At 70.9% G+C, this 14593-nt stretch carries 6 protein-coding genes and 1 pseudogene; 3 read left to right on the top strand and 4 right to left on the bottom strand.

Features of this window, described 5'->3' with window-relative positions; translation table 11 throughout:
• Nucleotides 1-89: 89 nt before the first annotated feature.
• Nucleotides 90-578: pseudogene (locus ACZ7GZ_RS14275) on the bottom strand (hypothetical protein); the annotation flags it as partial.
• 1148 nt (nucleotides 579-1726) lie between these two features.
• On the opposite strand from ACZ7GZ_RS14275, the gene ACZ7GZ_RS14270 reads away from it, so the two are divergent.
• The 3 genes from ACZ7GZ_RS14270 to ACZ7GZ_RS14260 all read left to right on the top strand — a co-directional run bounded on the left by ACZ7GZ_RS14270 (nucleotide 1727) and on the right by ACZ7GZ_RS14260 (nucleotide 9357).
• Nucleotides 1727-7966 carry a DNRLRE domain-containing protein gene (locus ACZ7GZ_RS14270; RefSeq protein WP_471024071.1) on the top strand — a complete coding sequence of 2080 codons (6240 nt, stop codon included), beginning with the start codon at nucleotides 1727-1729 and terminating at the stop codon, nucleotides 7964-7966.
• 84 nt (nucleotides 7967-8050) lie between these two features.
• Nucleotides 8051-8278 (top strand): hypothetical protein, encoded by a 228-nt coding sequence (locus tag ACZ7GZ_RS14265; RefSeq protein WP_471024069.1) that lies wholly within the window; start codon nucleotides 8051-8053, stop codon nucleotides 8276-8278.
• Nucleotides 8279-8286: 8 nt separating this feature from the next.
• Entirely contained in the window at nucleotides 8287-9357 is a 1071-nt protein-coding gene (locus ACZ7GZ_RS14260; RefSeq protein WP_471024068.1) for an FKBP-type peptidyl-prolyl cis-trans isomerase, read from the top strand.
• A 134-nt stretch (nucleotides 9358-9491) separates the two neighbouring features.
• Here ACZ7GZ_RS14260 and xdhC read toward each other — a convergent pair whose 3' ends face one another.
• Genes xdhC through ACZ7GZ_RS14245 form a run of 3 tightly spaced genes read right to left on the bottom strand, consistent with a single transcriptional unit; the run spans nucleotide 9492 to nucleotide 14207 of the window.
• On the bottom strand, nucleotides 9492-10298 hold the full coding sequence (xdhC, locus tag ACZ7GZ_RS14255) for a xanthine dehydrogenase accessory protein XdhC (protein ID WP_471024066.1): 807 nt from the start codon (nucleotides 10296-10298) through the stop codon (nucleotides 9492-9494).
• A gap of 1 nt (nucleotide 10299) precedes the next feature.
• Complete coding sequence (gene xdhB, locus ACZ7GZ_RS14250; protein WP_471024065.1) at nucleotides 10300-12747, bottom strand: xanthine dehydrogenase molybdopterin binding subunit; 2448 nt, start codon at nucleotides 12745-12747, stop codon at nucleotides 10300-10302.
• The gene (locus ACZ7GZ_RS14245) at nucleotides 12744-14207 is read right to left on the bottom strand and encodes a xanthine dehydrogenase small subunit (RefSeq protein ID WP_471024064.1); all 1464 of its coding nucleotides are present in this window, start codon (nucleotides 14205-14207) and stop codon (nucleotides 12744-12746) included. The genes xdhB and ACZ7GZ_RS14245 overlap by 4 nt, the downstream gene beginning before the upstream one ends.
• Nucleotides 14208-14593: the final 386 nt, after the last annotated feature.

Here is a 14593-nt window from a genome sequence, read left to right as displayed (position 1 = left end):
TCCCCCCCCCCCCCCCCCCCCCCCCCCCCCCCCCCCCCCCCCCCCCCCCCCCTCCCACCCCCCCCCCCCCCCCCCCCTCCTCCCCCCCCCCCCCCCCCCCCCCCCCGGTCCAGGTCGGCGGCGAGCAGTTCGAAGTCGTCGGCGTCCTCGGGCGGGCGGCGACGCGGCGAACGCTGCGGCGGTGCCTCGCCCTGGCGCAGCGCGTCGACCAGAGTGTGCAGGTCGGCCTCACTGTGCGCGGCGGTACGGCGCAGGGCGGCGACGCGGTCGGAGACCGAGCGGGCGGCGCGGTCGGCGGCCACGGCGGCGATGAGGATGCCGGCGACGGTCACGGTGACCGCTCCGGCGACCACGGCCCACAGCATGGGCCCGGTGCGCGCGCCGGAGGACCGGATGCTGAACAGAACGGCGGCGGTGGCGCTGAGGGCGACCGCGAGGGGCGGCAGCACGGCGAGCCGCATGAGCTGGGGCCGTATGTGCGTCTCGGGCAGTGCGGGAGCGGGTCGGGCGACCGCTCGCCCGTGCCGTCCGCCCTCCCGGCGGTCGGCACGGCCGGCCGGTGCTCGGAGGTGAGACATCTGCGTCCTCGTACTTGTCCGTCGGGCTGCCATGCGGCCACTGACAGTAGTCGTCTCCGCATCATGTGCGGGGGGCAGTTGACAAAGTCCCGCAGTATTGGTCCCGCTCTGGTATGAACTCTCGTACGACAGACCGATAACCTCGCGACATTCCGCACACCTGTTCACCCGGCCCAGCCCAGGCCAAATCATTACGGAGAGTGTCCGCCTTGACCTGGGCCGGGTCGCCGAGAGGAGGGCTGTCACCGGTTCTCGTCGTCACCCCGGTTGGTGAGCATGTCGCCGGGCGAAGACCCGCGCGATCCGGCGCAGTTCGGCCCGCCAGGGCGGTTCGGCCGGTGTGGCGCCGCCGTCGGCGCGGGGCTCTCGCGCCGAGGTGCGCAGCCGCTCGTTGACCTCGCCATCGGTTCCACGCCCAGGTCGGCGGCCAGGTGGCACATGGTCAGGGCCGCGAGCCCGGCGCGGCCGACCAGGGCGACAGCCGCACCGAGCACCGGCGGGCGGCTGAGGCGCCTCCGCCTCTCAGGGGTGCCGCGCTGAGCCATGGGCGCACTCCGGATACGACGTACATGTCGTTGTTAATGCGTACGTTTTATGGCGCATCGGCGGCGGCGCTCGACAGGCAGGGGGACGACCGTGCCCGACGACTGCCTGCTCCCCTTTGCCGGCTCCCTTGCCACAGGTCACGGGCGGCTGCGGTCGCCACCTGCCGCCGGCCGCGCATGGCCCGCGGGATCCGCCCGGCCGAGCACGCCCGGAACATCCCGTTCCGCTTCCCAATGATCAATTCCAGCCAGATCTTCATCTTATTCTGTCAAGATCAAGTAAAGCCCTTGTGGGGCCGGCCGGCCGGTCAGCCATGCACCAAGACAGGCGAAATGCCTCATCGCGACGGCCGCCAGCGACCCGCGGCCCGGGTGGGTGCGCCTCCGGCCCCGCCCCGACCAGGCAAGAAGGCTCACTTCTTTTCCCGTTGATGGAGAGATCTTTACCGGTCAGCCACGCCTGCGAACGCGCTGCGAATAATCACTTCGCCCCCCACCTTCTTACCTGGCACTTATCTTTCACAGGAGTTTTGGATGAGTCGTGCCCGCTTGAGAGCGCGGCCGAGACCGTTCAGGACAGAACCGTCCCGCCTGTCACCAGGGTTGCGCCGCACCGCCGGCCTGCTCTCCCTGGTGCTGCTCGCCGAGACGGCTTTCGTACTGCAGTCCACCGGCACCGCTTTCGCCACCCCCGATGTCGCCGCCCATGCGCGGACGACGACGTCGGCACATCCCTCCACGCATGGCCCCGCGCAGGCCAAGGACGAAGCATCCGCCGTCCTGATGGCCCGGTTGCAGCACCGCAGGATCGAGGTCCTGGCCGACCGGACGGAGAAGACCACGACCTGGGCGCTTCCGTCGGGGGCCTTCCAGACCGAGTCCTTCGCCGGCCCGATCCGGGTGAAGCAGGGCGGTACCTGGAAGCACATCGACACCGCGCTGACGCACGCGGGCACCACGCTGGCCCCCAAGGCGGCCGCCGCCCACGTCGCCGTGTCCGACGGCGGTGACACTTCTCTGGCCTCGGTGTCCCGGGGGTCCGCGTCGTTCGGAATCGGCTGGCAGAGCAAGCTGCCGGCGCCGAAGGTCACGGGCGCGACCGCCTCCTACGCTCTGGGCGGCGGTCAGACGCTGAAGGCGACGGCACTGCCGCAGGGCTTCAGCGAGACCGTCAACCTCGCCCACGCCCCCGCCTCGCAGCCGTCGTACCGCATCCCGCTGCACCTGAAGGGCCTGAAGCTCTCCGCCACGAAGGCCGGGCATCTGCAGCTGAAGGACGCCCACGGCCACCTGGTGGCCGACGCTCCGGCGCCGCGCATGTGGGACGCCTCCAAGGACCCGCGCTCCGGGGAGTCCGCGCACGTCGCGAAGGTCGCCACCAAGGTCGAGACGGCGGCGGACGGCCGGCAGACCCTGGTACTGACTCCGGACGCGTCCTTCCTGTCCCGGAAGGACCTGACCTACCCGGTGACGGTCGACCCGACCTCCACACTGGCGGTCACCACCGACACCTGGGTGCAGACCCCCGACTACCTGGACTCCCAGCGCGGTTCGGCGGAGCTGAAGTCCGGCACCTACGACGCAGGCACCCATGTGGCGCGCTCGTACCTGAACTTCGACGTGTCGAAGTTCACGGGCAAGCACATCCTGGACACCAACCTGTCGCTGTACTCGTACTACTCCTCGACCTGCTCCACCTCGGGGTCGGGCACCCAGGTACGGCGGATCACCTCCAGCTGGGACTCCTCGACGATCACCTGGGGTGCCCAGCCGTCGACCACCACCACCGGCGCGGTCACCAACAAGGCGGCGCTCGGCTACGACTCCTCCTGCCCGGCCGGCACGATGAACTTCGACGTCGACGCCATCGTGCAGGCCTGGGCGAGCGGCTCGGCCAACTACGGCCTGCAGGTCCGCGGGGCCACCGAGACCGACACGCTGACCTGGCGGCGCTTTCGCTCCGCCAACTACATCTCCGGCGACTCCTCGGTCGAACCGCACCTGACGGTCACCTACAACTCGTACCCGGCCGTGCCGACGTCGGTGGCGATCTCGCCGTCCCAGGTGAACGCCTACAACGGCAAGCGGTACGCCACCTCGCTGACGCCGCAGCTGTCCGCCAAGGTCACTGACGCCGACGGCGGTACCGCCAAGGCCCAGTTCGAGGTCACGCCCGACCCGGCCTACAACGACGCGGGCACGTACTCGTACACCGCCACCTCGTCGAGCGTGGCCTCCGGCTCGACGGCGACCCTCACCGTGCCGTCCGCCAACGCCTTCCCGGCCGGATCCCACCTGCGGGTGCGGGTGCGCGGCTACGACGGCACCGACTACGGCTCCTGGTCCGGCTACACCACCTTCGTGCTCAACACCGCCAAGCCGGCCGCACCGAGCATCACCTGCGACCCGTACACCGAGAGTTCCTGGACGGCCACCTCCCCCGACGGTGCGACCTGCACCCTGGACACGTCCGCCACCGACGGGCAGGGCTACTACTGGGGTCTGGACGACTCCAGCACCCCGCACCGGATCGACGACACCACCGACGGCAGCGGTGGCGACCCGCTGACCATCACCGTCGACCCGGCCGACGGCTGGCACACCCTGTACGCCAAGACCGTCGACTCCGGCGGCAACCTGTCCACCACGACGACCCAGTACGCCTTCGGCGTCGGAGCCGACGGCGCGGCCGTACTCGCGCCCGGTGACGGCGACCGGCCCGCGCGGCGCGTCGCGCTGTCCGCCACCGGCAAGTCCACCTACACCGGGGTGACCTACCAGTACCGGCGTGGCGAGACCGACTCCTGGCACACGGTGCCGCTGGCCGACGTCACCAAGAACAGTGACGGTTCGGCGGTCACCGCCTGGCCCCTGGCCGCACCGAACGGCGCGCCGCCCGCCCTGGCCTGGAACATCACCACCAGCCTGAGCGAGGACGGCCCGGTCGACATCCGCGCCGCCTTCACGGACGGGACCACCACCGGCTACTCGCAGGCCGTGACGGTCACCGTCGACCGCAACGCCGGCGACGCCCCCTCGGCCGACATCGGCCCCGGCTCGGCGAACGAACTGACCGGTGACTACACCCTGTCGTCCACCGATGCCTCGGCGTTCGGCATGACGGTCAGCCGCACGGCCTCGTCCCGCCGCCCGACCGCGGGCGCCGACGCCGAGGGCCAGGCGTCCGTCTTCGGCCCCCAGTGGACCTCCGGCACCGCGGCGCAGACCTCGGACTCGGGCTGGGACTACCTGCGCCAGACCTCGTCCACCTCGGTCGGCGTGGTGGACAGCGAGGGCGACGAGACCGGCTTCACCGCCACCAGTGGCGGCGGCTGGAAGCCGGAGCCGGGTGCGGAGGACCTCACCCTCACCGGCTCTCTGACCGGTACCTTCACGCTCAAGGACGACCAGGGCACGACGACCACCTTCGCGAAGGTGGACCCGGCGGCGACCACCTGGCAGGTGTCCACCACGTTCACGCCCCTCTCCGACTCCACCACCACGGTGGTGTCCGAGAAGGTGACGTCGGGCACCAGCACGCTGGCCCGCCCGAAGTACCTGATCGCCCCGACGTCCGCGGTCAGCGCGTCCACGTGTGCGGCCACGCCGTCCACCGCGGGCTGCCGGATGCTGCAGTACGTCTACGCGACCACCACCACGGCCACCTCCGGCACCCTCGGCGACTACACCGGCCAGGTGAAGCAGATCCTGGAGTGGGCCACCAGCCCCGGCGCCACGACGGCCACGTCCACGGCGATCACCCAGTACGCGTACGACGACTCCGGCCGACTGCGTGAGGAGTGGGACCCGCGGATCTCGCCCGCGCTGAAGACCGCGTACACCTACGACAGCGCGGGACGCGTCGCGACCCTGACCCCGGCGGGCGAACTGCCGTGGACCTTCACCTACGGCACGGCCGGCAACGCCGCCACCGCCGGTGCGGGCATGCTGCTGTCCGCGTCCCGGCCCACGCTCGTGCAGGGCTCGCAGAACCAGACCGACGGCGGCACGGCCACCGTCTCGATGGTCTACGACGTGCCGCTGAGCGGCAGCACCGCCCCCTACCAGATGGGCACGTCCGACGTGGCCGCCTGGGGGCAGACGGACGTGCCGACGGACGCCGCCGCGGTGTTCCCCGCGGACTCGGTACCCGCCTCGCACGACGGAGCCGGCCTGACTGCCTCGTCGTACACCCGCGCGTCGCTGTCCTACGCGGACGCCTCCGGCCGCGAGGTGAACTCCGCGGCGCCGGGCGGGCACATCACCACCACCGAGTACGACGGCTCCGGGAACACCGTGCGGGAGCTGACCGCCGGCAACCGCGAGCTGGCGCTCGCCTCCTCCGGCACCGGGCTGGACCAGCTCACCTCGCTCGGCATCAGCGGTCTGTCCACCGCGGACCGGTCCGAGCAGCTGTCCACCACCCACGTGTACTCCAGCGACGGGGTGCGCGAGCTGCAGCAGTACGAGCCGCTGCACATGGTCACGCTCACCGGCACCCTCAAGGCGGGCGCGGGCGGCACCGACCTGCCCGCCGGCTCCGCGATCGCCGCCCGCCGGCACACGGTGACCACGTACGACGAGGGCCGTCCCACCGACGGCACCGCCTCGGTGAGCAACGAGCCCACGACCGTCGTCGTCGGCGCGCACGTGGACGGCTACCCGTCCGACGCGGACACCCGCACGACCGCGACCGCCTACGACTGGGTCAAGGGCCTGCCGACCTCCAGCACGCAGGACCCGTCCGGCCTGGCCATCACGCGCAAGACCTCGTACGACTCGCAGGGGCGTGAGATCAAGGGCATCATGCCCAAGTCGAACGGCTCGGACGCCGGCACCACGGTCACCGCCTACTGGTCGGCCACCGGCACGGGCAGCTGCCAGGGCCGCCCCGAGTGGGCGGACATGGTGTGCTCCGTCGGTCCGGCCGGCGCCATCACCGGCGGCGGCAGCAACCCGGCCCAACTGCCCACCAAGACGTACGAGTACGACCGGTGGGGCAACGTCTCCAAGGAGACGCGGACCTCGGGCGGCACGACCCGCACCACCACCGTCACCACCGACGCGGCGGGCCGCACCACCACCGTCAGCATCACCGGCGGCACGGGCACCGCGGTCGCCGACACCACCGCCACCTACGACGCGTCGACGGGCAACGTCGCCACCGTCGCGTCGGGCGGGCACACGGTGCGGCGGACGTACGACACGCTGGGCCGGGACATCTCCTACGACGACGGCGCGGGCAACGTCCGCACCACCGCGTACGACGTCCTCAGCCGTCCGGTGAAGACGACCGACTCGGCCCCGTCGACCACCACGTACACCTACGACACCACCAAGGACCCGCGCGGTGTGGAGACCTCCCGCACCGACTCCGTGGCGGGCACCTTCAACGCCACCTACGACGCGGACGGCGGTGTGGCCACCGAGCAGCTGCCGGGCGGCTACACCCTCACCGTCGGCACGGACCAGACAGGAGCACAGACCTCCAGGACCTACACGCGCGACAGCGACGGCACCGTCGTCGCGTCCGACTCCGCCGAGCGCTCCGTTCAGGACCAGGTCGTCGCGGACGACGACACCAACGGGCAGACGGCCAGCCGTGACTACGGCTACGACCAGAGCGGCCGGCTGACCCGCGCCGACGACAGCAGCCCGGACGGCACCTGCACCAGGCGGGACTACGGCTTCGACGGCAACTCCAACCGCACCAGCGAGGCGGTCTCGGTGGGCGCGGTCGGCGCCGGCTGCTCCTCGACCGGTGCGACCAGCACCACCAACACCTACGACAGCGCCGACCGGCTGGTGAACGCCGGAACCGTCTACGACGCGTTCGGCCGCACCACCACCAAGGCGAACGGCACCACCTTCGCGTACTACACCACCGACCTGGTCAGGCAGGAGACCTCCGGCACCCGCCGGCAGACCTGGACCATGGACGCGGTCGGACGTCTGGCGTCCTCGCTCACCGAGACCCAGAACGCCGACAGCACCTGGAGCCAGACGGCGGTCAGGACCGACCACTACGGGGACGACACCGACAGCCCCGACTGGTCGACGGTGGACGCGCAAGGCACCGTCAGCCGCAACGTCCAGGGCATCGGCGGCGGCCTCGACGCCGTCACCGGCGCCGCGGCCGGTACCGTCCTCCAGCTGGCCGACCTGGCCGGCAACACGACGGTCCAGTTGCCTCTGGACCAGTCGGCACCGGTCGTCTCGCAGTCCTTCGACGAGTTCGGCAACCCCGAGTCCGGCACCGCCACGGCGACGTACGGCTTCCGCGGTGCCACGCTGCGGGACAGCGGAACCGTCTCGGGCGACGTCCTCATGGGGCTGCGCGTCTACGACCCGTCCACCGGACGCTTCCTGCAGAGCGACCCGGTGCCGGGCGGCTCGGCGAACGCCTACGACTACGCCGGCCAGGACCCGCTGAACCAGCAGGACGACTCCGGTGCGTCGAGCCACTGCAAGTGCACCCGGTCCAACAACTACTGGCGGGAGACGTCCGTCGGCCACATCCACTGGGGCCACTGGCACGACAACTACAGCAAGTGGATGAAGAGCTGGTTCAAGCGCAACGCGCTCAACCTCTTCAACTGGATCTTCGCTGGCATGTCCTACGGCAACCTGCGTATCAAGGTCGTCGGCATGAAGACCCGGTACGGGTACCAGAACTGGTACTTCAAGCGCTGCTACCACGGACGGTGGCAGCACGAGAAGGAGACCTACTACTGGTACGTGGCGAAGGGGACCGTGGAGATCACCGCCCTGTGGTTCCTGACCTGGCGGCGCACCCTCTATGACGGCCCGTACATGTACGACGCCAGGATCAGGTACTACTGACCCAGGCCGTGACCAGCCGGGCAGGGTGGGGCGTTACTGCCCACCCTGCCCGGTGGCGGTCGCGAGTCGAGCTCTCGAGGAATCATGGGAATCTCCGTTTCACACGATCCGGTCCGGATCCTGCTGGGCGTCCTCTGCCTCGCGCTGAACATCGGATGCTCCGTGGCGGCCTCTCGCATCGCCCGCCGCAAGGGGGCGGACCACCGCGACTGGAGCTTCGTCGCGCTGTTCTTCGGGCCCACGGCGATTGTCGCCCTCCTCCTGTTCGGCGGACGCAAGAACAACAAGAAGGTCTACCTGTGGGAAAAATGAAGGGAAAAATGGACGACCGCCGTCACCACCGCCAGGGTGGAACAGCGACGTGGCGCCTCCTCGCCGCTCCGCTCGTCGGCTGCGTCTTCGCCCTCGCGGGCTGCAGCGGCGGCACCGCGCACAGCCACGGCTCCGCGGACGGCTGGCACCGGCCGATGGCCGCGCCGAGTGCTCCGACACCGCGGGCCCGGCCGGTACCCGCGGCCGAGCCGACCGACACGGTGCTGCCGACGGTCTCCGGCCGATTCGGGCAGCGGGCCTCGATCACCGTGCCGAAGACCCGCCCGAGCGGACGGTTCGTCGTCGCCCCCCAGGTCAGGGGGGACGGACGGGCGGCGCACACGGGAGACGTCGCCGTGGTCAGGTACACGGCCAAGGTGTGGCGCACCGGCCGGACCCTGCCCGGCCCGTACGACAAGGGCGCGCACCCCTTGGTGTTCGCCGTGGGCCGGGGCGCCACGCTCCCCGCGCTCGACCGGGCGGTCGCCGGGCAGCGCGCCGGGAGCCGGGTGCTCGTCGTCGCGCCGCCGGCGGCGGCCTACGGCCCGACCGGTGCGGCCCGCCTCGGGCTGTCGGGCACGGACACCGTGGTCTTCGTGGTGGACGTGGTGAACGTCGTCGCCGCGCACGCGCTCGTCCCGGGTGACCAGCGTGCCCTCGCCGGCTCGCTGCCGCAGGTCGGCCCCGACCACGCGCGGGGCACGGCCGCCATCGCGGTCCCCGACCGCGACGCGCCGCGGCACGCGGTCACCGCCCCGCTCGTGACGGGCGGCGGACCGGTCGTGAAGGCCGGTCAGACGGTGGTGCTGCAGTACTCCTCGGCCGTCTGGCAGACCGAGCGTGGCAAGGACCGGGCCGCGCTGGCCCAGAGTTCGGCGGCCGGCGGCGGCCCGCTCGCGGTCGTGATCGGGCGCGGCAACGTGCTCAAGGGCTGGGACCAGGCGCTGGTGGGCAGCCGAGTCGGCAGCCGGCTGCTCCTGGTGCTCCCGCCCGGCCAGGCCTATGGGGCCCATCCGCCGAAGGGAATTCCCGCGGGTGCCTCGTTGGTCTGTGTGATCGACGTCCTGGCGGCGGCGTAACTCCCGACCGGAACCGCTTCGAAGGGCAGCCGCGCTCACGCGTCCGGTCCGGCTGCCTCATCGCGAAGACAGGGTGCCCCCGCGTCTGTTCGTACGCACGAGCGCGGGGGCACCCTGTCGTTCCGGTTGGAGAGTCAGTTCCCGGTTTCGAAGGTGCGCAGCAGATCGGCGGCGACGCTCAGGGCGATCGTCGCGGGTTCCTTGCCGGTGATGTCGGCCAGGCCGATCGGAGTCTTGATCCGGTCGATGGTGGCCTCGTCGTGACCGCCCTCGGTGGCGAGGCGTTTGCGGAACCGGACCCACTTGGCCGCCGACCCGATCAGCCCGATGGATCCGAGATGGGTCGTACGCAAGGCGGCGTCGCACAGAGCGGCGTCCTCGGCATGATCATGGGTCATGATCAGGATGTGGGTGCCGCGCGGCAAGTCCTCCAGCACCTCCTCGGGCAGCAGCGGCGTGTGATGCACACGCACCTGCGCCACCGCGTCGGCCAGCACGTCGAGCCGCTCCTCGGTGAGGACGTCGGAGCGCGAGTCGATCAGATGGAGGTCGATGTCCTGACGTGCCAGGATGCGCGCCAGTTCCAGCCCGACGTGCCCGACGCCGAAGATCGCCACCGCCCGTACCACGGGCAGCGGTTCGAGCAGCACCGAGACCGTACCGCCGCAGCACTGCACGCCGTGCTGGTTGGTCACCTTGTCGTTCAGGGCGAAATCGATCAGCTCCGGCTCCGGCTCGGACGCGGTGATCATCTCCCGGGCCCGGTCGATCGCGACGGCCTCGACGTTGCCGCCACCGATCGAACCCCACGTCCTGGTCTGCCCCACGACGAGTTTCGCACCGGCGTCGCGCGGGGCGTGACCGCGCACGGTCGCGACGGTCACCAGCACGCCGGACTCCCGGCGTGCCCGCAACCGTGCGACCGCGGCGATCCACGTCATGTCAGGCACCGTTCAGCGCGTTTGCGTCGGCCCGGACCTTGCCGCCGGCGGCATGCCCGTTCGCGGCGTGCCCGTTCGCGGCAAGCGCGTCCCCGCCCTGGCCGTTCCGGGAGGCATCGCTCCGGCGAGCCGCCTGGATCGCCCAGTACACCGCCTCGGGCGTGGCGGGCGAGGCCAGATCGACGCTGACCCCGCTCGGCCCGAACGCGGCGGCGGCCTGCCGCAGCGCCTCGCGCACCGAGAACGCCAGCATCAGCGGAGGCTCGCCCACCGCCTTGGACCCGTAGACCGCGCCCTCCTCGGTCGCGTTCTCCAGCAGCGTGACGTTGAACTCCTCGGGCATCTCCGAGAAGCTCGGCAGCTTGTAGGTGCTCGCGGCCTGGGTCTGCAGCCGGCCGCGGTGCGGCCCGGCACTGGTGTCCCAGCGCAGGTCCTCGAGCGTCAGCCAGCCCGCGCCCTGTACGAAGCCGCCCTCGACCTGACCGATGTCGATCATCGGGGACAGGCTGTCGCCGACGTCGTGCACGATGTCCACCCGCCGGATGCGGTAGGCGCCGGTGAAGCCGTCCACCTCCACCTCGGTCGCGGCGGCGCCGTGGGCGAAGTACTTGAACGGCGAGCCGCGGAACGTCTTCGCGTCCCAGTGCAGTCCCTCGGTCCGGTAGTAACCGGCCGCCGACAGCTGGACGCGCTGGAAGTACGCGGTGCGCACCAGGTCGTCCCAGGCCAGTTCCTCGTCGCTGCCGAGGGAGCGCGCGACGCCCTCGACGATGCGCACGTCGGAGGCGTTCGCACCCAGCTGGGTGGCGGCCACCTGCAGCAGCCGCTCACGCAGCTGCTCGCAGGCGTTCTTGATCGCTCCACCGTTCAGGTCCGCGCCCGAACTGGCCGCGGTGGCCGAGGTGTTGGGCACCTTGTCGGTACGCGTCGGGGCGAGGCGGACCTTGTGCAGCGGGATGCCAAGGGTGGTCGCGGCCACCTGCAGCATCTTGGTGTGCAGGCCCTGGCCCATCTCGGTGCCGCCGTGGTTGATCAGGACCGAACCGTCCTTGTAGATCAGCACCAGCGCGCCGCCCTGGTTGAAGGCGGTGAGGTTGAAGGAGATGCCGAACTTGATGCCGGTGATCGCGAGGGCCCGCTTGGTGTGCGGGTGCGCGGCGTTGAAGGCGGCGATCTCGCGCTTGCGATCGGCGATGCCGGCGTCGTCCTGTACCTGCCGCCAGACGGTGGAGATCCGTTCGGGCTGCGTGACCGGCTGTCCGTACGGGGTCGTGTGGCCCTGGCCCGGCTGGTAGAAGTTGCGTTCGCGCAGCTCCATGGGGTCCAGGCCGAGCAGCGGTGCGCAGCGGCCCAGGATGTCCTCGATCACCAGCATGCCCTGCGGTCCGCCGAAGCCGCGGAAGGCGGTGTTGGAGACCGTGTTGGTCTTGGCGATGCGACCGGCGACGCGCGCGTTGGGGATCCAGTAGGTGTTGTCGATGTGGCACAGCGCTCGGGCCAGGACCGGCTCGGAGAGGTCCAGGCTCCAGCCGCCGTCCGCGGTCAACGTGGCGTCCAGGGCCTGGATGCGGCCGTCCGCGTCGAAGCCGATCTTCCACGTGGAGTGGAAGCCGTGCCGCTTTCCGGACATGGTCAGGTCCTGGGTCCGGTTGAGCCGGAACCGGACCGGCCGGCCGGTCAGCTTGGCGCCGAGCGCGGCGACGGCCGCGAACCCGTGCGGCTGCATCTCCTTGCCGCCGAAGCCGCCGCCCATCCGCAGGCACTGCACGGTCACCTCGTGGGCGGGCACCCCGAGCACGTGCGAGACGATTTCCTGGGTCTCCGAGGGGTGCTGGGTGCTGCTCTGGATGAACACCTGCCCGTTCTCGTCGACCTGGGCGAGGGCCGCGTGCGTCTCCAGATAGAAGTGTTCCTGGCCGGCGAACTGGAACTCGCCGGTGAACACGTGCGCGGAGTCGGCGAAGCCGGCGTCGATGTCACCGGTCTCCATCACGGGCCGGGCACCGTGGTAACTGCCCGCCTCGATCGCGTCCTGGAGCGTGACCAGGGAGGGCTGTTCGTCGAGCTCCACCTCGACGGCCTGCGCACCGAGCCGGGCCGCCTCCAGGGTCTCGCCGAGCACCCAGGCGACCGCGTGGCCGTGGAACATGACCTCGTCGGGGAACAGCGGTTCGTCGTGCTTCATTCCGGCGTCGTTGACGCCGGGTACGTCGGCACCGGTCAGCACACGGACCACACCGGGCACGGCGAGCGCGGGCGCGGTGCGCAGCGCGGTGATCCTGCCGTGGGCCTTCATGACCTGGACCGGGTACGCGTGCAGCACGTCCTTGGTGCGCTGGACCAGGTCGTCGGTGTAGAGCGCGGTGCCGGTGACGTGCAGGACGGCGCTCTCGTGCGGCATCGAGACACCGACGACGGGCTTTTCGGGGCGCTCGGACAGATGACTCATGACGACACCGCCTCGGTGGTCTGCGCGTACAGCTTCAGCAGGCTCTGGCCGAGCATCGCGGAGCGGTATTCGGCGCTGGCGCGATGATCGTTCATCGGCGTGCCCTCGGCCTGCAGCACCCGGGCCGCGGCCTCGATGGTCTCCGTCGCCCACGGCCTGCCCTCCAGGGCCGCCTCGGTGGCGAGGGCGCGGACCGGGGTGGCGGCCACGCCGCCCAGGCCGATGCGCGCCTTGCGGACGACTCCGTCCTCGATGTCGAGCGCGAAGGCGACGGCCACGCTGGAGATGTCGTCGAAGCGCCGCTTGGCGATCTTGTGGAAGGCCACGACCGGCGACAGCGGCAGCGGGATGCGCACCGCGCGGATCAGCTCACCGGGCCTGCGCACACTCTGCCGGTAGCCGGTGAAGTACTCCGCCAGCGGGACCTCGCGCTCGCCGTCGGCGTCGGCGAGCACCACCGATGCCTCCAGCGCGAGCAGCGTCGGCGGGCTGTCGCCGATGGGGGAGCCGGTGCCCAGGTTGCCGCCGAAGGTCGCGCTGTTGCGGATGAGCCGGGATGCGAACTGCGGGAACAACTGCGCCAGCAGCGGGACGTCGCCGTCGAGGCGGCGTTCGATCTCGGTGAGCGTCAGCGCCGCCCCGATCTCGATGAAGGCGGATTCGACTCGCAGCTCCCGCAGTTCGGACAGCCGGTCGATGGCGACCACGCAATCCGCCCGGCGGGAACGGATGTTCACCTCGACGCCCCAGTCGGTGGAGCCGGCGACCACCACCGCGTCGGGCCGCTCGCGCAGCAACTGCAGCGTCTCGGCCAGGGTGGACTTCCGCAGGAACGCACTGTCGTCCTGGACGTATTCGGTGGCAACCGGTGTCGGCGGGGACTGCTCGCGACGCTGCGCCAGCGGGTCCTCGCCGGTGGGCATACCCACGGCGAACGCGGCATCGCGAATCGGGCGGTAACCGGTGCAGCGGCACAGGTTTCCGCTCAGCGCGTGCAGATCGAAACCGTTCGGACCGTGCTCGGCGTCGGCACTGCCGGCCGGTTCCGCATGCGCGCAGCGGTTCGGCCGGTAGTACTCGGCGGCCATGCTGCAGACGAATCCCGGTGTGCAGTAACCGCATTGGGAGCCGCCGCGGACCGCCATCTCCTCCTGCACCGGGTGCAAGGTGGGCGGCGTGCCCGGTTCGCCGGCGGTGGCGAGACCTTCGGAGGTGATGACCTCCTGACCGTCGAGCGCCGCTACCGGGACCAGACAGGCGTTGACCGCCACCCAGTCGGTGGGCTTGTTCACCCCGGGACGGGCCACCAGGACCGAGCAGGCGCCGCATTCGCCCTCGGCGCAGCCCTCCTTGGTGCCGGTGAGACCACGCTCGCGCAGAAAGTCCAGCACTGTGGTGTGGGGTGCAGCCGGGGAGATCGGTGTTTCTTTCCCGTTGACCGTGATCCGCGCCGCTACCATGACGGGCCTTCAATCCGGTATGTCATCGGTCGATTCATCATGTTCGCCAATTCCAGGCAGCTTTCTGTGTTCAGACGCGCCACGTGAGAGAAGCGGGCGCAAAACGGCACGCGACAGCGACGTGCCGGAAGGTGGTGACGGGAAACCCCGAATGTGCCATGGACGGGCACATCAGAACGGCGTGCTCAGCAGCCGTGCGCGATCCGACCCGGAACCCAGACCGTGCACTGGGCGAGGCGACCGAGATCAGAGCTGGTGTACATCCGCTGGTCGCCTCCTTTCGGTAGTCATGGATCGGCTACCGCAAGTTAGTGGCTGGGGCCACCGAGGTCAAGGGGTCGGCCTCCGGCTGTCGAGACCGATCGGAATCGAGGCCGGGACGCCGT

The organism is Streptomyces sp. NPDC037288 (assembly GCF_055603265.1).
Note: the sequence above shows the minus strand (reverse complement) of the source record. Positions and strands in the feature narration are given on the sequence as shown.

Coding starts and splice junctions, on each gene's coding strand:
- ACZ7GZ_RS14265 (WP_471024069.1), top strand. CDS start 8,051: ATGGGAATCTCCGTTTCACACGATCCGGTCCGGATCCTGCTGGGCGTC.
- ACZ7GZ_RS14260 (WP_471024068.1), top strand. CDS start 8,287: ATGGACGACCGCCGTCACCACCGCCAGGGTGGAACAGCGACGTGGCGC.
- xdhC (WP_471024066.1), bottom strand. CDS start 10,298: ATGACGTGGATCGCCGCGGTCGCACGGTTGCGGGCACGCCGGGAGTCC.
- xdhB (WP_471024065.1), bottom strand. CDS start 12,747: ATGAGTCATCTGTCCGAGCGCCCCGAAAAGCCCGTCGTCGGTGTCTCG.
- ACZ7GZ_RS14245 (WP_471024064.1), bottom strand. CDS start 14,207: ATGGTAGCGGCGCGGATCACGGTCAACGGGAAAGAAACACCGATCTCC.